We start from the raw sequence: 22,243 nt of genomic DNA on the forward strand, positions 1-22,243 counted from the left end.
CGCGCCATGCTCCGCTCCGCCCTCGCCTTTCTCCTGGCCTGCCTGCTCCCGGCATTGGCCCTGGCCGACAGCGGCAAACCGCTGCGCATCGGCATCACCCTGCACCCCTACTACAGCTACGTGAGCAATATCGTCGGCGACAAGGCTGAAGTGGTGCCGCTGATTCCGGCAGGCTTCAACCCGCATGCCTACGAGCCGCGCGCCGAAGACATCAAGCGCATCGGCACCCTGGACGTGATCGTGCTCAACGGCATCGGCCACGACGACTTCGCCGATCGCATGATCGCCGCCAGCGAAAAGCCCGCCATCAAGACCATCGAGTCCAACCAGAACGTCCCGCTGCTGGCCGCCACCGGCATCGCCGCGCGCGGCGCCGGCAAGGTGGTCAACCCGCACACCTTCCTGTCGATCAGCGCCAGCATCGCCCAGGTCAACAACATTGCCCGCGAGCTGGGCAAGCTCGACCCGGACAACGCCAAGTTCTACACCCTGAACGCCCGCGCCTATGCCAAGCGCCTGCGCGCGCTGCGCGCCGAAGCCCTGGCCAAGGTCACCGAGGCACCGGGCGCGGAGTTTCGCGTGGCGACCATCCACGCCGCCTACGACTACCTGGTGCGCGACTTCGGGCTGGAAGTCACTGCAGTGGTCGAGCCGGCTCATGGCATCGAGCCGAGCCCGGCGCAGTTGAAGAAAACCATCGACCAGCTCAAGGCCCTGGATGTGAAGGTGATCTTCTCGGAGATGGACTTCCCGTCCGCCTACGTCGAGACCATCGAGCGCGAGTCCGGGGTGAAGATCTATCCGCTGACCCACATCTCCTACGGCGAATACACCGCCGACAAGTACGAGGTGGAGATGAAGCGCAACCTCGAGACCGTGGTCAAGGCCATCCAGGAGAATCGCGCATGACCGCCGCGGCCAACCTGGTCAGCGCCCAGGGCCCGCGCATCGACTTCGCCGGCATCGACCTCACCCTTGGGCGCACGCGCATCCTCGAGCAGGTGAGCTTCAGCGTTGCCGCCGGCAGCGTGCATGCCATCGTCGGCCCCAACGGTGGCGGCAAGAGCTCGCTGATCAAGACCCTGCTCGGGCAGATGCCGCACCAGGGCCAGTTGACCCTGCACTGGCCCACCGAGCGCGAGGTGATCGGCTATGTGCCGCAGGCGCTGGAGTTCGACCGTGGCCTGCCGATGACCGTCGACGACTTCATGGCAGCCATGTGCCAGCAGCGCCCGGCGTTCCTCGGCCTGTCGCGCCGTGTGCGACCCGACATCGACGCTGCCCTGGCCAAGGTCGGCATGCTCGACAAGCGCAAGCGGCGCATGGGCGCGTTGTCCGGTGGCGAGCGCCAGCGCGTGCTGCTGGCCCAGGGGCTGATCCCCGAGCCGCAACTGCTGGTGCTGGACGAACCCATGTCGGCGCTGGATGAAGCCGGTATCCAGGTGTTCGAGCAACTGCTGCACGGCTGGCGCCAGGCCGGCACCACGGTGCTGTGGATCGAGCACGACCTTGAAGCGGTACTGCGCCTGGCCGACCGCGTCACCGGGCTGAGCCGCAAGCTGCTGTTCGACGCCCCGCCCGCACAGGCCCTGACCCCGGAGCGCCTGCTCGGGCTGTTCTCCGTCCACCCGCGCAGCGAGAGCCTTGCCTGATGAGTTATGAAGCTTTCCGCCAACTGGTCCAGCAATGGGCCACCGCTGGCTACCTGCCCGAGGCCCTCGCCTATGGGTTCGTGATCAACGCCCTGATCGCCGGCCTGATGATCGGCCCGGTGCTGGGCGGGCTCGGCACCCTGGTCGTGGTCAAGCGCTTTGCGTTCTTCTCCGAGGCCGTCGGCCACGCCGCACTCACGGGCGTGGCCATCGGCATCCTGCTTGGCGAGCCCTATACCGGGCCCTACGGCAGCTTGTTCGGCTACTGCCTGCTGTTCGGCATCCTGCTGAACTTCCTGCGCAACCGCACGGGCCTTTCGCCGGACACCCTGATCGGCGTGTTCCTCTCCGTCTCGTTGGCCCTGGGTGCCAGCCTGCTGCTGATGCTGGCCGGCAAGATCAACGTGCACATCCTCGAGAACGTGCTGTTCGGCTCGGTACTTACCGTCAGCCCTCACGACCTGCTGGTGCTCGGCATCGTTGCCGTGCTGGTGCTGGCCTTGGCCCTGCCGCTGTACAACCGCATCATCCTCGCCAGCTTCAACCCGCAACTGGCGGCCGTGCGCGGCGTGGCGGTGAAGACCCTCGACTACCTGTTCGTGGTGCTGGTGACCCTGGTGACCGTGGCCTCGGTGAAGGTGATCGGCGCCATCCTGGTCGGTGCGCTGCTGGTGATCCCCGCTGCCGCCGCGCGCCTGGTCAGCCAGTCGCTCAAGGGCTTCTTCTTCGCCTCGGTGCTGATCGCCACCCTCAGCACCCTGCTCGGCATCCTGCTGCCGATCGTCTTCGACCTGCCCGTGCCCTCCGGCGCTGCAATCATCCTGGTAGCCGGTATGTGCTTCGCCCTCGCGGCCCTCGCCCGCGCCCTCGTCCCACGCCTGCAAGGAAACCCGGCATGAACCTCACGCTCAAACGCCTCACCCTGGCCCTGGTCCTGGCCGGTGCGCCCACCCTGGTGCTGGCCGCACAGCCCGCCAGCAGCGCCGCAGCCACGCAAGTGCTGACCACCCTGCCGGTGACCCACAGCCTCGCTGTCGCGTTGCTCGACGGCACCTCGGTGCAGCTCAAGCGCGCAGCACCGGCCAACCTTCCAGCCAGCCGCCAGCCGTCGTACTTCGAGGGGCGTGGCGGTGCGAGCCTGCACAAAGATGCTCAGCAGGCCACGGCAGTGATCGGCGTGCGCTCGATCTGGCATGACGACCCGCTCTATCCCATGGCGCGGCGCAGCAACATCCGCATCGTCGAAATCGATGCCGCGCGCCCGGTCGATGGCGCCCTGCCCGGCATCGCGGTGGATGGCGACAATGCATTCGCCAGCTATCCCTGGTTGAACCCGATCAACCTCGGGCGCATGGCCGATGTGGTGGCCAACGACCTGGAGCGCTTGTCCCCCGCTGACAAGGACAAGATCCAGGCCAACCTTGCCGGGCTCAAGCGACAGATGCTGGAGCTGACCTCCAGCAGCCAGACGCGCCTGGCCGAGGCCGATAACCTCAGCGTGGTCAGCCTGTCGGAACGTCTGGGCTATCTGGTCAGCGGGTTGAACCTGGATGTGGTGTCACAGGCACTGCCGGCAGATGGCAAGTGGGATGAAGCGGCGCTGAAGGCGCTGGGAGAGACCCTCAAGACGCAGGATGTGGCGTTGGTGCTGCACCATCGTCAGCCTGAGCCGCAGGTGCTCAAGGTGATCGAGGCGGCAGGCGCCAGGTTGGTGGTGGTCGACAGCGATCCGGAGGAAACGGTGGCGGGGCTCAGGAATACTGTCGACGCTGTGGTGGCCGTATTGGTCAAAGGATGACGAAACGCCTGTTTCGGCAGATCAGAGCATGGACCGGCGATCGCTTCGTACAAGCCACGGCCAGGCACTGGCACCAGCTGCTCGGCCCGCAGTGGCATCTTCATGATGGCCGCCGGGCCAGGTTTATGTCCCGAGACGGCGCACACCCAAACTGGCGGCTGTACTCGCGGCTGAACTGTGACGGGCTTTCATAGCCGACCCGATAACAGGCGCTCGACACATCCAGCCCCTCCCCCAACATCAGCCGCCGAGCCTCCTGCAGGCGCAATAGCTTCTGGTACTGCAACGGGCTCATGGCGGTGACTGCCTTGAAACGGTGATGCAAGGTCGAACTGCCCAGATTGGCGATCCGCGCCAGTTGCTCGATGCGCAGCGGCTGGGTGTAGTGGTTGTTCAACCAGTCGATGGCCTTGCTCACGCGCCGGGTCTGCGAGTCGCCCATGGCCAACTCGTACAGCCGACGCCCATGCACGCCTCGCAGCAGACGGTAGTGCAGTTCACGCAGTGCCAATGGCGCGAGCATGCCGATATCCCGTGGCGACTCCAGCAACCGCACCAGGCGCAACATGGTTTCCAGCAGCGACACATCGATCTGTTCGAGAAATAACCCGCGCTCGGGCTCATCCGGTACGCCCGCGGGCGGCGCATCGGCGATCACCTGGGCAAGCTCGGTTGGCTCGAAGTCCAGGCGGATGCACAGGTAAGGCGCCTGCGCGCTGGCTGTCAGCACCCGACCAGACACCGGTAGCGTCACCGACACCACCAGGTAGTTGAGGGGGTCGTACAGATAACGATCCTCGCCCAGGCCCACCTCTTTCTGCCCCTGCACGATCAGGCACAGCGCCGGTTTGTGCACGGTATGGATGATGTCTGACGGCGCATCCATTCGAATCACGTGCAGCGGCGCGATGGCAGTTTCGTAAACGCCCGGCGCGGTAAAGCGCTCGGTCAGCGAGCGGACGAGCTCGCCACGGTACAAGGCAGTGGTTTGCAGGAGAAAAGCATCGTTCTGCGCCATTCAAGGGCTCTCGCATGTTGGAATTCGGCGTTGTATCACGGTCTTGGTGTGACGGCAGACCATGGGGGCTACCTGGCGGCGTCGTCAGGGCCAGGCACCCATTGTCCCCCGCGAAAAACACCTGCGTTAGGTCGAAACTGTCGTCGAGTTGCCTGATCCTTCCGCTCCGGCGCGTGGCACGAGGCTGCGCGGATCACCGACACGAATAGGCAAAGGTCGCGCAGGTTTCGGCACGCATCGTGCCGCCCCACAACCTTAGTCTTTTCTGCGTACCCAGCAGCAACGTCTGCCTTCCCTGCAGACGCCTGAACCTTCATGTACAGGAGATATGCATATGTCCAACATCAACGATAAAGTCGTGCTGATCACCGGCGCCAGCAGCGGCATTGGTGAAGCCGCCGCCAGGCTGATCGCCGCCAAGGGTGCTCACGTGGTACTCGGCGCCCGCCGTATCGATCGCCTGCAACAGCTGGTGAGTGAAATCCGCGCCGAAGGCGGCTCGGCAAGTGCCCGCGCACTGGACGTGACCGACCTCGATTCCATGCAAGCCTTTGTCGAGTTTGCCAAGGCGCAGTACGGCAAGGTCGATGTGATCATCAACAACGCAGGGGTAATGCCGCTGTCGCCACTGAACTCACTGAAAGTCGAGGAATGGAACCGGATGCTCGACGTCAACGTGCGCGGAGTGCTGCACGGCATCGCCGCGGTGCTCCCAGGCATGGAGGCGCAAGGACATGGTCAGGTCATCAACATCTCGTCGATCGGCGGGCTTTCGGTCTCCCCCACCGCTGCTGTGTATTGCGCGACCAAGTACGCCGTTCGGGCGATCTCCGATGGCCTTCGCCAGGAAACCGACAAGATCAGGGTGACGGTGGTGTGTCCTGGGGTGGTGGAATCGGAGCTGGCCGACACGATCACCGACGACACGGCCCGCGAGGCCATGAGAACATTCCGACGCGTGGCGCTGGAGGCCGACGCGATTGCCCGGGCGCTGGTCTATGCCATCGAGCAGCCGGATGATGTGGATGTCAGCGAGCTTGTGGTGCGACCGACTGCCAGTCCTTATTGAGCACTCCTGGGCGTCGGCTTCATGCTCGCGAGAAATGCGCTGGTGTCCCGATCGGAGCGCAGGCAGACCACCCGACAACCCACCGGCGCGCTCGCCGCAAGTTGCTCCATCTTCGTTCGAGCCGAGCGTTTGGTCTGCCACATGAACCTGAAGAACGCCGGCAAGTTGGCCAGCCGCTCCGGGCAGTTGTGCGGCAGGTCCGGACGGGACTGTCCGCGATAACGCAGCGCTCTGGTCAGCACCCGCCAGAATCGCAGCGTCGCCGACCGGTCGATCCAGATCAGAAGATCGGCGCGAGCCAGTCGATTGCTCCAGGTGGTTGAATGGCCGCCTTCGAAAATCCAGCGATCGCGCGCCTCCACTTCATGGCACAAGCGTGTCTTCTCGTCCCGGCTGCGCTCGACCCAGCCGGGCTGCCAGTGGATGGTGTCGATATGCACCACCGGCAGCCCCGTGTATTCGCCTAACTTGCGCGCCAATGTGCTCTTCCCGGCGCCGGGTTGGCCGACAATCATGATCCGCTGCATCGAAGCTCCTTTTCGCCATGCATGTTGAATAGGGCGCGCGATTCTACGGAAATGTCCAGCAGCGTCAACCCAAGGAACGGGCGAGCCATTCACGGCGTGTCATCTCCCATATCTCCACCTCAAACGGCCCGGAGACAAAATGCCCGTCGCGCGTGTCCACCAGGCGCATCCCTTCATGCTCAGAGACTTTTCGAGAGGCGTGATTGGCAACGGCCTTGGGCACCTGCATGACAGGGCGAGACAAGGTCTCGAACCAATAGGCATTGACCACTCGGCAGGCTTCACGCATGTAGCCTTGCCCCCACCACTGCGGCGCAAGCCAGAAACCCCGGTTGTTCCCGGGTTCGTCGTACAGGCTGATGCTGCCGACGATGCGCGGGTCTTCACCGCACAGGCGGATCATCCAATGCCATTCACGGCCCGCGGCCATGGCTGGCAGGACGATATCACGCACGTAGACCAACGCGCCGTCTTCCGGGTACGGCCATGGCACGCGGCGATCGAGATAACGGACCACCTCCCACTGCGGAAACAACTGCTGGATCGCAGGCGCGTCTTCCAATTGCAGAGGGGTGAGAACAAGGCGTTCTGTATACAGCGTCGCAAGGCAATCCATGGCATTCGCTCCTGAGTACCCTTGTGCAGGGCACTTGATGGTCGGCGATTGCCCCGGCTGTGTCGAGCGCTCGGCCCAACGGGGGCGCTGGGCCGACCTGCCCGTCTCAGATGACGCTCCCCGACAGGGCATTGACCCCCTCCAGCGTCGCAAAGGAAATATCCAACTCGCGAAATTGGTGCGACAGCGCGGATTGTGTCAGGTGCAGGCGTTCGGCGGCGTCGTGCAGGCTGTCCATTTCCCGCAGGGCGTCGATGGTGCGCAGGTGTCTCAAGTCGATCATGGGCAGAACTTCAACCCTGTGCAAAATAGCGAAACCTGAACCGCTCAAACGGCCGCGAGGTTGCAGTATTGTCCCTTGAAATACAGCAACGGCTGCGTCGCCCCGGCCTCTTGCAGGTTCAGCGCTTTCACTTCCCCAATCACGATCAGGTGATCGCCTGCGGCATGTTCGGCGTGGATTTCGCAATCGAGCCAGTGCAGGCTGCCGACGATGAGTGGATTCCCCAGAGGCGACGACTGCCATTCGACGCCGTGCCACTTGTCGGTGCCACGGCGCGCGAACTGGTTGGAAATACCGACCTGCTCATCCGAAAGGATGTTGACTGCAAATCGACCGGCCTGGCGAATCCTCGGGTAGCTGGCCGAGTTCGACATCACGCTGAACGACACCAGAGGCGGGCTCATCGACACGCTGTAGAACGACTGGCAGGTAAAGCCGATCGGCTGGTCATCGATGAACGAAGTCACCACCGTGATACCGGAGGCGTAATGCCCGAGCGCTTCGCGAAAACGCAGAGGCTCGATGGCGGTTCCAAGCTGCGCCATGACAGACAGACCCTAGTTCGACAGTTCTTGCCGAACGATATCCGCACCTGCGACCAACGCCTCGAGCTTGCCACTCGCGACGCGACGTGGCAGTGGCGCCATGCCGCAGTTGGTGCACGGATAAAGCTTGTCGGCATCGACGAACTGCAGGGCCTTGCGCAGGGTATTGGCGACTTCTTCCGGAGTCTCGATGGCGTGATTGGCCACATCGATGGCGCCGACCATCACTTTCTTGCCGCGGATGAGCTCGATCAGATCCATGGGCACGTGGGAGTTGTGGCATTCGAGCGAAACGATATCGATAGAGGATTTCTGCAGCTTTGGGAACGCCTGCTCATACTGGCGCCACTCCGACCCCAGCGTCTTTTTCCAGTCGGTGTTGGCCTTGATGCCATAGCCGTAGCAGATGTGCACCGCCGTTTCACACTTGAGGCCTTCGATGGCCCGTTCCAGGGTGGCGACGCCCCAATCGTTCACCTCGTCGAAGAAGACGTTGAATGCAGGCTCGTCGAACTGAATGATGTCGACACCCGCCGCCTCCAGCTCCCGGGCTTCCTGATTGAGGATCTTGGCAAATTCCCACGCCAGCTTTTCGCGGCTCTTGTAGTGGGCGTCGTACAGCGTATCGATCATCGTCATGGGACCCGGCAGCGCCCACTTGATGGGTTGACGGGTTTGCTGGCGCAAGAACCTGGCGTCGTCGACGAACACAGGCTTGCGACGCTCGACTGCACCCACCACCGTCGGGACGCTCGCATCGTAGCGATCACGGATCCGCACGGTTTCGCGCTTCTCGAAATCAACGCCGCTGAGGTGCTCGATAAAGGTGGTGACGAAGTGCTGGCGGGTTTGCTCGCCGTCGCTGACGATGTCGATACCGGCCTGCTGCTGTTCGTGCAACGCCAGACGCAGTGCATCCTGCTTGCCCTCGACAAGCCCTTCGTCCTGCAGTTTCCAGGGCGACCAGAGGGTCTCGGGCTGCGCCAGCCAGGAAGGCTTGGGCAAGCTGCCGGCGGTTGAGGTAGGGAGCAGTTTTTTCATGATGGAAGCCTTGTGAATTCGATAAGTCAGATTGCGTACTGAGCAGACCACTGCTCGAGAACCGCCCGATAGGGTTTGATGAAGTGCTCCTCGGCAAACCGCCCTTGTTCGATCGCCAGGCGGCTGCGTTCCTCGCGGTCATAAACGATTCGGGTCAACGAATAATCCTGGTGCTTGAGGCTTGGCTGATAGGATTGCCCTGCCGCAGAGTTCGCGTTGTAGATTTCCGGCCGGTAGATCTTCTGGAAGGTGTCCATCGTGCTGATGGTGCTGATGAGCTCGAGATTGGTGTAGTCGGCAAGCAGGTCGCCCGTAAAGTAGAACGCCAAGGGCGCGACGCTGTTCGCGGGCATGAAATAACGGACCTTCAAGCCCATCTTGCTGAAGTACTCATCCGTCAACGAGTATTCATCCTGACGGTATTCGAACCCCAGTACCGGGTGCTGGTTTTGCGTGCGGTGGTAGGTCCTGCTGCTGGAGACGCTCAGGCAGATGACCGGCAACTTGCTGAAGTTGGCCTTGTAGGCCTGCGAATTCAGGAAGCACTTGAACAGCTTGCCATGCAGGTCGCCGAAATCATCCGGGGTGCCGAAGCCAGGCTTGCCCTTGTTGTGCTCCAGCAGCAGCACGCTGAAGTCGTAATCACGCACGTAGGAAGAAAAATTGTTCCCTACGATCCCGGCGATGCGCTCGTTGGTTTTCTGATCGACGATGTTGGTTTTCAGAATCTCGATCAACGGGAGCGCATTGGCAGTGCTGTCAGCCCCCAGGTCCATCTCGACGGAAATGATTTCGAGCTCGACCTTGTAACGGTCACCTTCAGGGTTGTCCCAATGCGCCAGGGCATTGAAGCGGTTGTCGATCATCCGCAAGGTATTGCGCAGGTTTTCCTGGCGCTGCTCGCCCCTCGCCAGGTTGGCGAAGTTGGTGGTGATGCGGGTGTTGTCCGAGGGCTGGTAGTGCTCATCGAAACAAATCCGCTTGATCGCGAAAGTGAAGTCTTTGGCCATGGTGATCTGAATCCTGATTCCTGAGGTAAACCTGGAACGCCTCGCGCAGCGAAGGTGCCTGCCGATACGGATGTCCGGTTCCGAGTGGGGGAATTGTCGAGATCAGGCGCTCATGAAGCAAACTCATTTTTTTTGCATTCAACCTTAGTAATTTTCATGATCGCTCTTGCGCCTGGGTTGGGTGCAATCCAGAAGCTAGAGCCTTCCATCGATCACACTGATGATTACTATCGAACGGCCCGCCTATGGGCCTTGCAAAACCGACTCCTATAATCGCCCTCCTATTTTCCCGCCTCCTGCGCCTGCTCCAGGCGACAACACTTGGAATCCGTACCATGCCAAGCGTCAATCAGGCCCCCGATGGCCTTCTTGAACATAACCAACAGAGCGTCAAACAGCAGTGGCTGGCGATTCTCTCGGTTGCCGTGGGCGCCTTCGCCCTGGTCACCAGTGAATTCCTGCCGGTGGGCGTGCTCAACGATGTGGCCAGCGACCTGGGCATCAGTGCCGGCCAGGCCGGCCTGATGGTCACCCTGCCCGGGATCATGGCCGCCCTCGCCGCCCCGCTGCTGTCGGTAGGCATCGGCGCCATGGACCGCCGCTACCTGCTGATCGGCCTGACGCTGATCATGATCATCGCCAACTCGGTGGTGGCCTATGCCAGCGATTTCAGCCTGTTGCTATTCGGCCGCGTGCTGCTGGGTATCAGCATCGGTGGCTTCTGGGCCACGGCCATTGCCCTGAGCGGGCGCCTGGCGCCCAAGGGGGTGGGCGTGGCGCAGGCGACCTCGATCATCATGGTCGGGGTCACCCTGGCCACGGTGCTGGGGGTGCCGGTCGGCACCTGGCTCAGCGGCCTGATGGGCTGGCGCATGACCTTCCTGGTGACCGCCCTGCTGGGTGTGCCGGTGCTGCTCGCGCAGGTCTTCCTGCTGCCGCGGCTCAATCCGGACAAGGCCATCCGCATCAGTGACCTGCCGGCGCTGTTCATCAATCCGCTGGCGCGGGTCGGCCTGATCGCGGTGTTGCTGATTGGCCTGGCGCACTTTGCCGCGTACACCTATGTCGCACCGTTCTTCAAGCAAAGCTCCGGCTTCGATGGGGCAACCATCGGCTCGCTGCTGCTGCTCTACGGTGTAGCAGGCGTCATCGGCAACCTGTTCGCCGGCTTCGCCGCCAACCGCAGCGTGCGCTACACCCTGCTGCTGGTGGCCTTGCTGATCGGCGTCAGCACCGCGCTGTTCCCCTACTTCGCCACCGGCATGACCGGGGCGGTGATGCTGATCGCGCTGTGGGGCTTTGCCTTCGGTGCCTTCCCGGCCTGTGCCAGCATCTGGATGTTCGTGGTCGCGCCCAAGGATGTCGAACGCGGCATGCCGCTGTTCGTGGCCATGTTCCAGGTGATCATTGCACTGGGCTCGTTCTTCGGCGGGCGGATCGTCGACCAGATGGGCAGCTCGGTGCTGCTGAGCCTGGCCACGGCGTTGGTCGGCTGCGGATTCGTCACCGTGCTGGTGCTGGGGCGTAATGTCAGCAACAGCCTGGCGGCCCAGCCTGCCTGACCTCTGCAGGGGCCGCCTGGCGGCCCCTGTACCTTGCGTCGATCAGCGCGCCATGCAGCGCTGGTAGCGCTCATCCACCCTCCCCGCAAACCACGCCGTGGTCAGCTTGCGGGTGATCTTCGGGCTCTTGAGCACGATCCCTGGCAGCACCGCACGTGGCAGTGGCTTGCCCGCCTTGGCATCGGCGAGTGCGAATACGCCGCGGTACAAGGCGCTGTCATCGAGCGCCAGGCTGTTCTCCAATTCCAACTGACTGCGAATCTGTGGATTGCGCAGCCCAAGCTTCACCCCAAGGCTGCGCGCCGCGCGCTCGGTGGTGCCTGGCAGGATCGAGCCCGGTGCGATCAGGTCGCCGTCCAACGCCAATTCCGCCCCCGTCACACTGTTCAGCGCTGCCTGGAAAGCCGCGTTGCGGCTGGCGTACCAGCCTGCGTTGAAATCGGCGAAGCGGTACAGCGGCCGCTCATAGTGGGCGGGATACCCCAACAAGTGGGCGATGCCGAAGTAAAGGCCGCCGCGACGGCTGAAGACCTCCTGGCGAATCGTGCCCTGGCGCTGGTAGGGGTAGTCCTTGGCATGGCGTTCGGCAAAGTCGATGCTGACCTGCATCGGCCCGCCGGTACGCACCGGGTTGAGCCCGCCGAGCAGCTTGTCGCCCAGCGGCAGGCCGGCGATGAAATCGTCGAACAGCGCACTGAGTTGCCGCTCGCTGCGCACCGCCAGCAGGTGCTGCTGGTAGCTCTGGCCGTTGGCCGAAGGGGTGGCCAGGGCGCCATCGACCAGCAGCCTGGGGATGTGCAGACGCGCGGCGCGGCGGTCGATTTCCTCGCGGGCGATACGGCCCAGGTTGGGCACCTGGGGGTCGGCGGTGAAGGTGGACTCCTGCTCGGTCACCGCCAGCACCGCACACAGGTTGCTGCGGCTGGGCGCGATGCGCTGGGCGGTGAACGCGACCTGGATGTCCTCGGCCCAGCCCTGGCGGTCCTTGACCGAGGCAGGCAGCAGGCGCATGAGCTGGGCGCGGACCTGGGCAGGGTCGACTTCAGGCGCTTCCTCGCGGCGCCCGGCACAGCCTTGCAGCAGGGCCAGCAGCATCAGCCCAGCGCCCAGCAGCCGCAGGTTCAGGACAGGTCACCGACGATGTAGGTCTTGCTGATATGGCGGAACAACGGGTGGCTGGCACTGCCCAGCAATTCGAACAGCACCATCTCGCGGGTCACGATCTGCGCCCCGGCGTCGCGCATACGCGCCAGGCCTGCCGCCTTGCTTGCCGGGGTGCGGCTGTCACAGACGTCCTCGACCACGAACACCTGCTTGCCCAGGCCCAGCAGGCCAAGCACGGTCTGCAGCACGCAGACGTGGGTTTCCATGCCACAGACGATCACCTGCTCACGCGCCAGCAGACTGGCCGGCAGGCACTCGGCAGCCACGCAGGAAAAGTGCAGTTTCTCGACGATTTCGGCCCCTGCCGCCGCGGCCTTGAGTTCGGCCAGGGTCGGGCCCAGGCCCTTGGGGTACTGCTCGGAAATCACCGTGGGCAGTTCGAGTTCGGCGGTGGCGGCCAGCAGCCCGCGGGCCCGCGCGCGGGTGCCCTCGGGATCGCTCATGGCGCCAATGAGGCGCTCCTGGATATCGACGACCAGCAGCGTGGCCTGGCGGGGATCGATCAGCATGGGGACAACCCTTGTCCTGTGGGAAAGCCCCCAGCCTCCCCCAGGCAAAGGCCTACGTCAATCATGCCGAAAGTCGATGAGGTTCCAGAGAGGCGGCCAGCAGGCTCAGCACCCGGTCTTCGTGCTCGTGGATGAAGAAGTGCCCACCGGGGAAGACCTCCAGGGAGAAATCGCCAAGGCTTTCGCGACGCCAGGCCAGCAGTTGCTCTTCGCTGGCACGGTCGGCCTCGCCGCCCAGGACATGCAGCGGGCAGTGCAACGGCGCACGCTGGCGATAGTCGTAGCGGCCGCACATGAGGAAATCGGCACGCAGAATCGGCAAGGTCAGGCCCATGAGTTCCTCGTTGGCCAGCACCTCCTCGGGGGTCCCTTGCAACTGGCGCAACTCGTCGATCAGCTCGGCATTGGTCTTGGGTTCACGCCAGCCCTTGCCGTCGTAGTCCTCACGTCGGGTCGGTGCCGCCGTGCCGCAGGCAAACAGTGCGACCGGCGCCTTGCAACCCAGGGCTTGCAGCTCGTGGGCCAGCTCGAAGGCGAGCAGCGCCCCCAGGCTATGGCCGAGCAGCGCATAGGGCGTGCTCGCCGCCAGGCGCTGCTCGCTGGCCAGTTGCCGGGCCAGTGCCTGCATGTCGGTTTGCAGGGGCTCGCCCAGGCGAGCGCCGCGCCCGGGCAATTCCACCGGGCGCACCTGCAACCAGGCCGGCAGCTTGCGCCGCCAGCGGCTGTAGATCATGGCACTGGCGCCCGAGTAAGGCAGGCATAGCAGGTTGAGTGCCGTCACGCCTTACTGCACCGCAGCTTCGGCCATCTTCTGGCGCAGGCTCAGGGGGCGCATGTCGGTCCACACTTCATCGATGTAGGCCAGGCAGTCTTTCTTCAGACCGCTCTTGCCTGCGGCGCGCCAGCCGTTGGGGATCGCCTTGTAGTCGGGCCAGATCGAGTACTGTTCCTCGTGATTGATCACTACCTGGAACACGATGTCGTCGCGGTCGAAAACGGAAGTCATTGCCTGTCTCCTTGGGGTGATGATGGCCCGGTCCGTCTGGACGCAGGGCAGCTCTCAGGAAAACGAAGGAAGACGGGGGAAAATTACGCTTTTTTCACGGCTCGACCTGCAAGGGCGTCGAGCGGCGGACAGCGCTTGCGGGCCATTGCGGCCCGCAGCGCGGTATTGCGCGGTGATGCTGCTACGGCATTACCGGCGGCACGTACTGCAAGGTGGTGCCCAGCGCCCAGAGCAGCACCAGCACCAGGGGCACGTGCACCAGCAGTTGCACGAAGGAGAAGCCGATCAGGTCCCGTGCCTTCAAGCCCAGTACCCCCAGCAACGGCAGCATGTAGAAGGGGTTGATCAGGTTCGGCAGCGCTTCGGCGGCGTTGTAGATCTGCACCGCCCAACCCAGGTGGTACTGCAAGTCGTTGGCCACCAGCATCACGTAGGGCGCTTCGATGATCCACTTGCCGCCGCCAGATGGAATGAAGAAGCCCAGCACCGCCGAATACACGCCCATCAACAAGGCGTAGGTGTCATGGGTGGCGATCTGGGTGAAGAACACCGAGATGTGGTGCGCCAGGGTCTGGGCGTCGGCACCCTTCACCTGGGTGAGGATGGCGGCGATCGAGCCGTACAGCGGGAACTGGATCAACACGCCGGTGGTGGTCGGCACCGCACGGGCCACGGCGTCGAGGAAGCTGCGTGGACGCCAGTGGAGCAAGGCACCCAGCATGATGAACAGCAGGTTGTAGGTGTTCAGCCCGGAGATCGCGGTGATCGCAGGCTTGGTGGCGAACTCCTGGTACAGCCAGCCGGCCGCCAGGGCCACCAGCAGCAGGATCAGGATCGGGCTGTGCTCCAGCCACTCGCCGGGGCGGGTGCGCTGCGGCGCAGGTGGGGCGGTGAAGGTCGGATCGACACCGCAGTCCTGGGCGCTGCGCGCACTGTTCGGACCGGGCGCGGTGGCATAGGCGACGACCAGCGAGACGATCACCAGCGCGGCCAGCATCACCCCGGACTGCCAGAGAAAAATGGTCTCGGTGAACGGAATGACGCCGGTGATCGACAGGATCGACGGCGGCAGGCTGGCAGGGTTGGCCTGCAACTGTGCGGCCGAGGACGACAGGCCCAGCGCCCATACCGCGCCCAGGCCCAGGTAGGCGGCGGCACCGGCGGCGCGGTAGTCCATCTTCAGGTCTGTGCGACGGGCCAGGGCACGCACCAGCAGGCCGCCGAACACCAGCGACAGGCCCCAGTTGAGCAAGGAGGCGAGCATCGAGATCAGCGCCACCCAGCACACCGCCGAGCGGCCGTTCTTGGGCAGGCGCGCGAGGCGGTCGATCAGGCGTGCAGCGGGCGGGGAGCTGGCGACCACATAGCCGCCAATGACCACGAAGGCCATCTGCATGGTGAACGGGATCAGGCTCCAGAAGCCGTCACCAAAGGCCTTGGCGGTGTCGGTGGGCTTGGCGCCCATCGCCAGGGCCCCCAGGCACACCAGCATCACGGCCAGGGCGGCGAACACCCAGGAGTCGGGGAACCAGCGCTCGGCCCAGTTGGAGCAGCGCAGGGCAAAGCGGGCGGAGCGGCTGTCTTGGATTTCAGCGGCCACGAGTGTTTTCCTTTTTTGGTCTTATTGGTGGATGTTGCTTGTCGATCAACGCAAAACCCCTGTGGGCGCGGGGCTTGTTGTAGGAGCGGGCTTGCCCGCGAATGCGCCGGTACATTCACCAACGTATACGCGGGCAAGCCCGCTCCCACAACGAGTCCGCCCTCACAGGGGGGAGGTAAAGCAGTAGCGCTAGAACGTCATCTCTTTCACATCGTCCGGCACGATCAGCTTGCCGGCGGTTTTCTCGACGATCTCCTGGACGCTCACCCCAGGCGCGGTCTCGCGCAGGATGAAGGCGCCGTTCTCGATCTCGAGGTAGGCAAGGTCGGTGAGCACCTTGCGGATGCAGCCGGCGCCCGTCAGCGGCAGGCTGCAGCGTGGCAGGAGCTTGGACTCACCGTCCTTGGAGGCGTGGGTCATGGTGACGATGATGTTCTCGGCGCCGGCCACCAGGTCCATGGCCCCGCCCATGCCCTTGACCAGCTTGCCGGGGATCATCCAGGAGGCGATGTTGCCCTCCACGTCCACCTCGAAGGCGCCCAGCACGGTGAGGTCGACATGGCCGCCACGGATCATGGCGAAGGATTGCGCCGAATCGAAGATCGACGCGCCACGGCGGGCGGTCACGGTTTGCTTGCCGGCGTTGATCATGTCGGGGTCGAGGGTGCTTTCGGTGGGGAACTCGCCCATACCGAGCAGGCCGTTTTCCGACTGCAGCATCACGTCCATGTCGGCGGGCACGTAGTTGGCCACCAGGGTGGGGATGCCGATGCCGAGGTTGACGTAGTAGCCGTCCTTCAGTTCACGGGCGACGCGTTGAGCCATCTGTTCGCGGGTCAGTGCCATGGTCAGGATCTCTTTGTTGTTCTGTGGGCGGCGCTCAGGCCTTGACGGTGCGCTTCTCGATGCGCTTCTCGAAGGTGCCGACGATGACCCGGTCGACGAAGATCCCCGGCGTGTGGATCTCGCTGGGCAGCAGTACGCCCGGCTCGACGATTTCCTCGACCTCGACCACGGTGATCTTGCCGGCGGTAGCGGCCAGCGGATTGAAGTTCTGGGCGGTGTTGCGGTACACCACGTTGCCGTAGTGGTCGGCCTTCCAGCCCTTGACGATGGCGAAGTCGCCAGTGATGGACTCTTCGAGGATGTACTTGCGACCGTTGAACTCGCGTACCTCTTTGCCTTCGGCGACCGGGGTGCCGTAGCCCGTGGCGGTGTAGAAAGCCGGGATACCGGCGCCGCCGGCGCGCATCTTCTCGGCCAGGGTGCCCTGGGGGGTGAGCTCCACTTCCAGCTCGCCGCTGAGCAGCTGGCGCTCGAACTCGGCGTTCTCGCCGACATAAGAGGCAACCATCTTGCGGATCTGCCGGTCTTCGAGCAGCACGCCCAGGCCGAAGCCGTCGACGCCGCAGTTGTTGGAAACTACCGTCAGGCCCTTGACTCCGCGGCGCTTGATCTCGGCGATCAGGTTCTCGGGGATGCCACACAGGCCGAAGCCGCCGGCCAGTACCGTCATGTCGTCGGTCAGGCCTTCGAGAGCCTGTTCATAGGTTGCTACGCGCTTGTCCAGTCCGGCCATGCTGATCCGCCTTTGTAGTTGTTTGAGCGTGTGGAAGGCATCTTCACCGCTGGCGACTGATTTGTTAATTTTGTTTTCGTCATCGATTGATAACTTTTGCAAAACAACCAGCGGATCCGTCATGAACGTCAAGCAACTGCGCGCCTTCGTCACCGTGGCCAAGTACCAGAGCTTCGCCCAGGCCGGCGAACACCTGCACATTTCGCAACCGGCACTGAGCCTGACCATCAAGGCGCTGGAGGACAACCTCGGCGGCGCCCTGCTCACCCGCACCACCCGCAGCGTCAGCCTCACCGCCGAGGGCGAAGTGCTGCTGCCACTGGCCCGGCGCCTGCTGGCCGACTGGGACGATACCGAGGAAATGCTGCGCCAGCGCTTTACCCTGCAACTGGGACGGGTGTCGGTGGCGGCGATGCCGGCCTTTGCCGGGAACCTGCTGCCGCAGTCACTGAAGGTGTTTCGCCAGCGCTACCCCAAGGTCAACGTCACCGTGCACGACGTGATCAACGAGCAGGTGCTGGAGCTGGTTCGCCACCGCCGCGTCGAACTGGGCATAGGCTTCGAACCCGAGCGCAGTGATGCCCTACAGTTCCACCCGTTGTACCTGGACCGTTTCGTCGCGGTAGTGCCTGGCGATTCACCCCTGGCGCAGCAGCCCCAGGTGAGCTGGCGCGAACTGCTGACCCAGGACTTCATCGCCCTGCAACGCCCGTCGGCGGTGCGCCTGCTGCTGGAGCAACACCTGGCCGCCGAGCATGGTCGGCTGGCGGTGGCGTTCGAAAGCCATCAGTTGTCCACGGTCGGGCGCATGGTCGCCAACGGCTTGGGCGTCAGTGCCGTACCGGCGCTGTGCATCAACCAGATGCAGGAATTGGGTGCGCGTTGCGTGCCCTTGGTCGAGCCCACCGTCGAGCGGCGCATCGGCGTCATCGCCCTGAGCGACCACAAGTTGTCCACTGCGGCGCAGGCGTTGCTGGATGTGTTGCTGTCACATACGCGTGCGCCGGAGGTGTGTTCGCATGGGATTGCGTGAGGGCTGACAGGTGCTTGCCTGAGGTTTTTCAGCGCCGGTGAGATCGAGCGCCGCCCGCGCGGCGCTTCGCGGGCAAGCCCGCTCCTACAGTTTGTTTCGGGCCAATGGGTCCTGTGGCATTTTCGCGCGCCCCCCTTTGGCGCACGGCGCGATATCTAGTCGTACACACCAGGCGGTCGCGCGCCTGTGGCACAGGCATAACTGGCCCGAAACAAACGTGGGGGCGGCGGTTCGGCGCTCCGACTTGCCCGCGAAGCGCCGCGCGGGCGGCGCTCGATCTCATAGGCGCTGAAAAACTTGCGGCAAGCACCTCCCCGTAGCAATCAGTTACCAACGAGATAATCACGCAACCGCAGCAACATCGCATCACAACCCTGCAGTTGCGCAACGCTGACAAACTCGTCCGGCTTGTGCCCCTGGTCCATGCTGCCCGGCCCGCAGACCACGGTCGGGATCCCCGCCTGGTCGAACAACCCGCCTTCGGTGCCAAAGGCCACGGTGCCGAAATCTTCCGAACCGCTGAGCAGCGCCACCAGGCGCGCCGCTTCGCTGTCTTCGGGCGTTGCCAGCCCCGGGTAGGCGCTGAGTGGCTTGAGGCGGATATCGCTGGCATCACTGACGGCACGCATGCGCGGCAGCAGGTCGGTTTCGGCGTAGGCCTGCAAGCGCTCGGCCACGACCTTGGCTTCAAAGCCCGGCAAGGCACGCACCTCGAAGTCGAACTCGCATTCCTCAGGCACGATGTTCAACGCCCGCCCGCCCTTGATCACGCCGGTCTGGACGGTAGAGAACGGTGGATCGAAGCGCGCGTCATGGTGCTCGGGACGCGCCAGCTCGCCGCCGATCTCGCCCAGCTTGCCGATCAATTGCGCGGCATACTCAATGGCATTGACGCCATAGGGTGCATAAGCCGAGTGGCACGCGGCGCCGTGCACCTGGCAGCGCATGGCCAACTTGCCTTTGTGCCCGAGCACCGGTTTGAGCTCGGTGGGTTCGCCGATCAGGCACAGGCGCGGCTTGTTCGGGCGCTGTTCGAGCGCCTCCAGCATCGAGCGTACACCGAGGCAGCCGACCTCTTCGTCATAGGAGAATGCCAGGTGCACCGGCGTTGTCAGCGGCTGGGCGAGGAACGCCGGCACCGCCGCCAGTACCGAGGCGATGAAGCCCTTCATGTCGGCCGTGCCACGGCCATACAGGCGCCCATCGCGCTCGCTCAGGCGAAACGGCTCGACACTCCAGGCCTGGCCGTCCACCGGCACCACATCGGTATGCCCGGACAACACCACGCCGCCACGATCGGTCGGGCCGATGGTGGCGAACAGGTTGGCCTTGGTGCCCTCCTCGTTGAGGAACAGTTCGCTCTCGACCCCCAGCCCCGCCAGGTAATCGCGGATGAAACCGATCAGTTCGAGGTTGGAGTCGCGACTGACCGTGGCAAAGCCGATCAGGCGCTCCAGCACGGCGCGGCTGGTGAGATCACTCATCGCCCGGTACCCCGTAGCTGGGGGCCGTGGTCGGATTCAGGGCACGGGTGACGTAATCCTGCATCTGTGGGCGATAGGCCTGCCACAGGCGGTCGAGTTCGCCGATCGGATCGTGCTCGGCCCAGTCCACACGCAGGTCCACCAGCGGCCAGGTCAGCTCGCCGGCGATCTTCAACGCTGCCGAGTGCACGGGGCCCGCCTCGCCACCGGCAGCCAAGGCCGCGTGCATCGCCGCCAGCAAGCGATCGGCCAGGTGCCCGCCCGCCTGCTCGAACGCGTGCACCATCGCCTCGATCACCTGCGGCGAGGCCAGCAGGTTGCCCGCGGCTGCACACTGCTCGCCGGCGACCGCGTTATGCACGCCGAGTGCTTCTTTGCCGGTGAACAGCGCGACCTGGCCGTGGCTGTCGATCACCGTCACCTGGCGGTACTCGCTCCAGCCGTTGGCGCTGAGCACCCGGTCCAGCGCTGCGGCAGGCGGCAACTGGCCCTGCTCGAGGGCGTCGAGGATCTGTGGGCCGAGGGCCGGCAAGGTGATGTTCTGCGTCGCCACCGCCCCGACCCCGGCGCGCACCCATGGGCAGCGGGCACCGACGGCGATGCTGGACGAGCTGATGGCGATGCCGACCTGGCCGGTTTCCTGGCAGCGGCCGATGATGGAGAAGGTCATGGTGCAGCTCCTTTCTGGGTTTACCGGCATTCTCGGCAAGCCCTGGCGGCGGCGAAACGAGCATTTTGCTTGGCATTGGCGAGGAAAAAACTGGGCACCGCAGGTTTGCCGGGCAAATCTGCCGGGCTGCTCGCTGCAGCGCTGCCACCCTTCGCCAATTTATCGGCAAGCCCCAGCTAAATACTATTTTCGCGAAATTCCGTGCATCCCTAGTCTGGCCCCAGGCAACGGCGGTCCTCCACAACCGACCTGACAAAAACCGCCTGAACAAGGGCTCGGACATGACACTGAACAATCTCGAAATCGACACCCTCGTGGTCGGCGCCGGCCAGGCCGGCGTGGCCATGAGCGAACACCTGAGCAAACTCGGCGTGCCGCACCTGGTGCTGGAACGCAACCGCATCGCCGAGGCCTGGCGTACCGGGCGCTGGGACTCGCTGGTGGCCAACGGGCCGGTCTGGCACGACCGCTTCCCCGGCCTTGAATTCGACCTCGACGCCGATGCCTTCGCCGGCAAGGACCAGGTCGCCGACTACTTCGAACGCTACGTGCGCAAGTACAACCTGCCGGTGCGTACCGGCATCGAGGTCAAGCGCGTGGTGCGCAACGGCGACCGTCCAGGCTTCACCATCGAAACCAATGAAGGCGTGATCCGTGCCAACCGCGTGGTCGCTGCCACCGGCCCGTTCCAGAAACCGGTGATCCCGGCCATTGCGCCAAAGGACGAGCGCCTGCACCAGATCCACTCCGCCGCCTACTACAACCCGCAGCAGTTGCCTGAAGGCGCGGTGCTGGTGGTCGGCGCCGGGTCTTCCGGGGTGCAGATCGCCGAAGAGCTGATGCGCGCCGGGCGCCAGGTCTACCTCTCGGTAGGCGCCCACGACCGCCCGCCACGTGCCTACCGCAACCGCGACTTCTGCTGGTGGCTGGGCGTGCTGGGTGAGTGGGACGCGGAAATCGCCAAGCCCGGCCGCGAGCACGTGACCATTGCCGTCAGCGGTGCCCGTGGCGGCCATACCGTGGACTTCCGCGCCCTCGCCCACCAAGGCATGACCCTGGTCGGCCTGACCCAGTCGTTCGAAGACGGCGTGGTGCGCTTCCAGGACAACCTCGCCGACAACATCAACCGCGGTGACGAGAACTACCTGGCCCTGCTCGATGCCGCCGATGCCTACATCGAGCGCAACGGCCTGGACCTGCCAGAAGAGCCCGAAGCGCGCCAACGCCTGGCCGACCCGGACTGCGTCAGCAACCCGCTGCTGGAACTGGACCTGGCCAAGGCCGGCGTCACCAGCATCATCTGGGCCACCGGCTACGGTGTGGACTTCAGCTGGCTGCAGGTCGACACCTTCGACGCCAATGGCAAACCCCAGCACCAGCGCGGCGTGGCCCGCGAGCCGGGGGTGTACTTCCTCGGCCTGCCCTGGCTGTCGCGCCGCGGCTCGTCGTTCATCTGGGGCGTCTGGCACGACGCCAAGCACGTCGCCGGCCATATCGCCACCCAGCGCACCTACCTGGCCTACCGCGACCGTGACCAGCGCGACGCGGATCAACAGCTACACACCTCGATCAGCAACGTCAGCACCCTCGGAGCCCACTGATGCCTACCCATACCCGCATCCGCATGTTCAACACCAAGGCCACCTACCCCAACCAGACCTTGGACAACGACCTCTGCCAGGCCGTGCGCGCCGGCAACACCATCTATGTACGCGGCCAGGTCGGCACCGATTTCGAAGGCCGGCTGGTCGGTCTGGGCGACCCGCAGGCACAGGCCGAGCAGGCGATGAAAAATGTCAAGCAACTGCTTGAAGAGGCCGGTTCCGACCTGTCGCATATCGTCAAGACCACCACCTACATCACCGACCCACGCTTCCGCGAGCCGGTGTACCGCGAAGTCGGCAAGTGGCTCAAGGGCGTGTTCCCGATCTCCACCGGGCTGGTGGTCGCGGGCCTGGCGCAGGCTGAGTGGTTGATGGAAATCGATGTGATCGCGGTGGTGCCGGATGAGCAGTAAGCACTGATCGCCACCGCAGTGTTCTTTTCGCGGCGGTTCGGGCAACCGAACCGCCGCGAA

24 protein-coding genes and 1 pseudogene are annotated in these 22,243 nt (G+C 64.3%); 9 read left to right on the forward strand and 16 right to left on the reverse strand.

Features of this window, described 5'->3' with window-relative positions; translation table 11 throughout:
* The first annotated feature begins 6 nt into the window (after positions 1-6).
* From AC2CGW_RS10155 to AC2CGW_RS10170, 4 genes are read left to right on the forward strand one after another with little or no spacing between them, the layout of a single operon-like run.
* Complete coding sequence (locus AC2CGW_RS10155) at positions 7-909, forward strand: metal ABC transporter substrate-binding protein (RefSeq protein WP_484573987.1); 903 nt, start codon at positions 7-9, stop codon at positions 907-909.
* Complete coding sequence (locus tag AC2CGW_RS10160; RefSeq protein WP_186669673.1) at positions 906-1,652, forward strand: metal ABC transporter ATP-binding protein; 747 nt, start codon at positions 906-908, stop codon at positions 1,650-1,652. Before AC2CGW_RS10155 ends, AC2CGW_RS10160 begins: the two co-directional genes overlap by 4 nt.
* On the forward strand, positions 1,652-2,551 hold the full coding sequence (locus AC2CGW_RS10165) for a metal ABC transporter permease (protein ID WP_186711106.1): 900 nt from the start codon (positions 1,652-1,654) through the stop codon (positions 2,549-2,551). The genes AC2CGW_RS10160 and AC2CGW_RS10165 overlap by 1 nt, the downstream gene beginning before the upstream one ends.
* A complete protein-coding gene (locus tag AC2CGW_RS10170; protein WP_484573988.1) occupies positions 2,548-3,450 on the forward strand; it encodes a metal ABC transporter solute-binding protein, Zn/Mn family in 903 nt (300 codons plus the stop codon). The genes AC2CGW_RS10165 and AC2CGW_RS10170 overlap by 4 nt, the downstream gene beginning before the upstream one ends.
* A gap of 100 nt (positions 3,451-3,550) precedes the next feature.
* Here AC2CGW_RS10170 and AC2CGW_RS10175 read toward each other — a convergent pair whose 3' ends face one another.
* A complete protein-coding gene (locus AC2CGW_RS10175; RefSeq protein WP_484573989.1) occupies positions 3,551-4,468 on the reverse strand; it encodes an AraC family transcriptional regulator in 918 nt (305 codons plus the stop codon).
* A gap of 334 nt (positions 4,469-4,802) precedes the next feature.
* On the opposite strand from AC2CGW_RS10175, the gene AC2CGW_RS10180 reads away from it, so the two are divergent.
* The gene (locus AC2CGW_RS10180) at positions 4,803-5,537 is read left to right on the forward strand and encodes an SDR family oxidoreductase (protein WP_186722120.1); all 735 of its coding nucleotides are present in this window, start codon (positions 4,803-4,805) and stop codon (positions 5,535-5,537) included.
* On the opposite strand, the gene AC2CGW_RS10185 is transcribed toward AC2CGW_RS10180, so the two are convergent.
* The 6 genes and pseudogenes from AC2CGW_RS10185 to AC2CGW_RS10210 all read right to left on the reverse strand — a co-directional run bounded on the left by AC2CGW_RS10185 (position 5,531) and on the right by AC2CGW_RS10210 (position 9,559).
* A complete protein-coding gene (locus tag AC2CGW_RS10185) occupies positions 5,531-6,064 on the reverse strand; it encodes a P-loop NTPase family protein (protein WP_186669679.1) in 534 nt (177 codons plus the stop codon). The genes AC2CGW_RS10180 and AC2CGW_RS10185 overlap by 7 nt on opposite strands.
* Before the next feature lie 64 nt (positions 6,065-6,128).
* Positions 6,129-6,680, reverse strand: coding sequence for a GNAT family N-acetyltransferase (locus AC2CGW_RS10190; protein WP_484573990.1), 552 nt, complete (start codon positions 6,678-6,680; stop codon positions 6,129-6,131).
* A gap of 160 nt (positions 6,681-6,840) precedes the next feature.
* Positions 6,841-6,963, reverse strand: a pseudogene (locus tag AC2CGW_RS10195) (LysR family transcriptional regulator); the annotation flags it as partial.
* A 44-nt stretch (positions 6,964-7,007) separates the two neighbouring features.
* Positions 7,008-7,508 (reverse strand): flavin reductase family protein, encoded by a 501-nt coding sequence (locus tag AC2CGW_RS10200; RefSeq protein WP_484573991.1) that lies wholly within the window; start codon positions 7,506-7,508, stop codon positions 7,008-7,010.
* 12 nt (positions 7,509-7,520) lie between these two features.
* Entirely contained in the window at positions 7,521-8,549 is a 1,029-nt protein-coding gene (locus AC2CGW_RS10205) for a methionine synthase (protein WP_411384237.1), read from the reverse strand.
* Positions 8,550-8,575: 26 nt separating this feature from the next.
* The gene (locus AC2CGW_RS10210; protein ID WP_484573992.1) at positions 8,576-9,559 is read right to left on the reverse strand and encodes a DUF1852 domain-containing protein; all 984 of its coding nucleotides are present in this window, start codon (positions 9,557-9,559) and stop codon (positions 8,576-8,578) included.
* Positions 9,560-9,894: 335 nt separating this feature from the next.
* Between AC2CGW_RS10210 and AC2CGW_RS10215 the strand changes: the two genes are divergently transcribed.
* Positions 9,895-11,121 (forward strand): MFS transporter, encoded by a 1,227-nt coding sequence (locus AC2CGW_RS10215; RefSeq protein ID WP_186711112.1) that lies wholly within the window; start codon positions 9,895-9,897, stop codon positions 11,119-11,121.
* 42 nt (positions 11,122-11,163) lie between these two features.
* Here AC2CGW_RS10215 and AC2CGW_RS10220 read toward each other — a convergent pair whose 3' ends face one another.
* The 7 genes from AC2CGW_RS10220 to AC2CGW_RS10250 form a co-directional block, all read right to left on the reverse strand.
* A complete protein-coding gene (locus AC2CGW_RS10220) occupies positions 11,164-12,216 on the reverse strand; it encodes a DUF1615 domain-containing protein (RefSeq protein ID WP_484573993.1) in 1,053 nt (350 codons plus the stop codon).
* Positions 12,217-12,242: 26 nt separating this feature from the next.
* The gene (locus AC2CGW_RS10225) at positions 12,243-12,794 is read right to left on the reverse strand and encodes a hydrolase (protein WP_186669687.1); all 552 of its coding nucleotides are present in this window, start codon (positions 12,792-12,794) and stop codon (positions 12,243-12,245) included.
* Positions 12,795-12,855: 61 nt separating this feature from the next.
* Complete coding sequence (locus AC2CGW_RS10230; RefSeq protein WP_484573994.1) at positions 12,856-13,575, reverse strand: thioesterase II family protein; 720 nt, start codon at positions 13,573-13,575, stop codon at positions 12,856-12,858.
* A gap of 3 nt (positions 13,576-13,578) precedes the next feature.
* Complete coding sequence (locus AC2CGW_RS10235; protein ID WP_054893211.1) at positions 13,579-13,800, reverse strand: MbtH family protein; 222 nt, start codon at positions 13,798-13,800, stop codon at positions 13,579-13,581.
* 181 nt (positions 13,801-13,981) lie between these two features.
* Complete coding sequence (locus AC2CGW_RS10240) at positions 13,982-15,400, reverse strand: short-chain fatty acid transporter (protein ID WP_054893210.1); 1,419 nt, start codon at positions 15,398-15,400, stop codon at positions 13,982-13,984.
* Between the two features lie 189 nt (positions 15,401-15,589).
* On the reverse strand, positions 15,590-16,246 hold the full coding sequence (locus AC2CGW_RS10245; protein ID WP_054893209.1) for a CoA transferase subunit B: 657 nt from the start codon (positions 16,244-16,246) through the stop codon (positions 15,590-15,592).
* A 34-nt stretch (positions 16,247-16,280) separates the two neighbouring features.
* Complete coding sequence (locus tag AC2CGW_RS10250; protein ID WP_054893208.1) at positions 16,281-16,979, reverse strand: CoA transferase subunit A; 699 nt, start codon at positions 16,977-16,979, stop codon at positions 16,281-16,283.
* Between the two features lie 121 nt (positions 16,980-17,100).
* On the opposite strand from AC2CGW_RS10250, the gene AC2CGW_RS10255 reads away from it, so the two are divergent.
* Positions 17,101-18,012 (forward strand): LysR family transcriptional regulator, encoded by a 912-nt coding sequence (locus tag AC2CGW_RS10255; protein WP_186722104.1) that lies wholly within the window; start codon positions 17,101-17,103, stop codon positions 18,010-18,012.
* A gap of 323 nt (positions 18,013-18,335) precedes the next feature.
* Here the strand turns inward: AC2CGW_RS10255 and argE are convergent, their stop codons facing one another.
* Together argE and AC2CGW_RS10265 are read right to left on the reverse strand one after the other, a co-directional pair.
* Positions 18,336-19,496 (reverse strand): acetylornithine deacetylase, encoded by a 1,161-nt coding sequence (gene argE / locus AC2CGW_RS10260; RefSeq protein ID WP_186669689.1) that lies wholly within the window; start codon positions 19,494-19,496, stop codon positions 18,336-18,338.
* Entirely contained in the window at positions 19,489-20,166 is a 678-nt protein-coding gene (locus tag AC2CGW_RS10265) for a DUF1028 domain-containing protein (protein WP_186711116.1), read from the reverse strand. The genes argE and AC2CGW_RS10265 overlap by 8 nt, the downstream gene beginning before the upstream one ends.
* Before the next feature lie 281 nt (positions 20,167-20,447).
* Here AC2CGW_RS10265 and AC2CGW_RS10270 point away from each other — a divergent pair, with 281 nt between their 5' ends.
* Together AC2CGW_RS10270 and AC2CGW_RS10275 are read left to right on the forward strand one after the other, a co-directional pair.
* Entirely contained in the window at positions 20,448-21,767 is a 1,320-nt protein-coding gene (locus AC2CGW_RS10270; protein ID WP_186711117.1) for a flavin-containing monooxygenase, read from the forward strand.
* Positions 21,767-22,183, forward strand: coding sequence for a RidA family protein (locus AC2CGW_RS10275; RefSeq protein ID WP_063544388.1), 417 nt, complete (start codon positions 21,767-21,769; stop codon positions 22,181-22,183). The genes AC2CGW_RS10270 and AC2CGW_RS10275 overlap by 1 nt, the downstream gene beginning before the upstream one ends.
* The last annotated feature ends 60 nt before the right edge of the window (positions 22,184-22,243 follow it).

The sequence above is a fragment of the Pseudomonas sp. SYWMCR5 genome (genome assembly GCF_057197165.1).

Coding starts and splice junctions, on each gene's coding strand:
- AC2CGW_RS10225 (WP_186669687.1), bottom strand. CDS start 12,794: ATGCTGATCGATCCCCGCCAGGCCACGCTGCTGGTCGTCGATATCCAG.
- AC2CGW_RS10155 (WP_484573987.1), top strand. CDS start 7: ATGCTCCGCTCCGCCCTCGCCTTTCTCCTGGCCTGCCTGCTCCCGGCA.
- AC2CGW_RS10235 (WP_054893211.1), bottom strand. CDS start 13,800: ATGACTTCCGTTTTCGACCGCGACGACATCGTGTTCCAGGTAGTGATC.
- AC2CGW_RS10160 (WP_186669673.1), top strand. CDS start 906: ATGACCGCCGCGGCCAACCTGGTCAGCGCCCAGGGCCCGCGCATCGAC.
- AC2CGW_RS10270 (WP_186711117.1), top strand. CDS start 20,448: ATGACACTGAACAATCTCGAAATCGACACCCTCGTGGTCGGCGCCGGC.
- AC2CGW_RS10220 (WP_484573993.1), bottom strand. CDS start 12,216: ATGCTGCTGGCCCTGCTGCAAGGCTGTGCCGGGCGCCGCGAGGAAGCG.
- AC2CGW_RS10205 (WP_411384237.1), bottom strand. CDS start 8,549: ATGAAAAAACTGCTCCCTACCTCAACCGCCGGCAGCTTGCCCAAGCCT.
- AC2CGW_RS10200 (WP_484573991.1), bottom strand. CDS start 7,508: ATGGCGCAGCTTGGAACCGCCATCGAGCCTCTGCGTTTTCGCGAAGCG.
- AC2CGW_RS10165 (WP_186711106.1), top strand. CDS start 1,652: ATGAGTTATGAAGCTTTCCGCCAACTGGTCCAGCAATGGGCCACCGCT.
- AC2CGW_RS10215 (WP_186711112.1), top strand. CDS start 9,895: ATGCCAAGCGTCAATCAGGCCCCCGATGGCCTTCTTGAACATAACCAA.
- AC2CGW_RS10210 (WP_484573992.1), bottom strand. CDS start 9,559: ATGGCCAAAGACTTCACTTTCGCGATCAAGCGGATTTGTTTCGATGAG.
- AC2CGW_RS10255 (WP_186722104.1), top strand. CDS start 17,101: ATGAACGTCAAGCAACTGCGCGCCTTCGTCACCGTGGCCAAGTACCAG.
- AC2CGW_RS10185 (WP_186669679.1), bottom strand. CDS start 6,064: ATGCAGCGGATCATGATTGTCGGCCAACCCGGCGCCGGGAAGAGCACA.
- AC2CGW_RS10180 (WP_186722120.1), top strand. CDS start 4,803: ATGTCCAACATCAACGATAAAGTCGTGCTGATCACCGGCGCCAGCAGC.
- AC2CGW_RS10190 (WP_484573990.1), bottom strand. CDS start 6,680: ATGGATTGCCTTGCGACGCTGTATACAGAACGCCTTGTTCTCACCCCT.
- AC2CGW_RS10175 (WP_484573989.1), bottom strand. CDS start 4,468: ATGGCGCAGAACGATGCTTTTCTCCTGCAAACCACTGCCTTGTACCGT.
- AC2CGW_RS10275 (WP_063544388.1), top strand. CDS start 21,767: ATGCCTACCCATACCCGCATCCGCATGTTCAACACCAAGGCCACCTAC.
- AC2CGW_RS10265 (WP_186711116.1), bottom strand. CDS start 20,166: ATGACCTTCTCCATCATCGGCCGCTGCCAGGAAACCGGCCAGGTCGGC.
- argE (WP_186669689.1), bottom strand. CDS start 19,496: ATGAGTGATCTCACCAGCCGCGCCGTGCTGGAGCGCCTGATCGGCTTT.
- AC2CGW_RS10170 (WP_484573988.1), top strand. CDS start 2,548: ATGAACCTCACGCTCAAACGCCTCACCCTGGCCCTGGTCCTGGCCGGT.
- AC2CGW_RS10250 (WP_054893208.1), bottom strand. CDS start 16,979: ATGGCCGGACTGGACAAGCGCGTAGCAACCTATGAACAGGCTCTCGAA.
- AC2CGW_RS10245 (WP_054893209.1), bottom strand. CDS start 16,246: ATGGCACTGACCCGCGAACAGATGGCTCAACGCGTCGCCCGTGAACTG.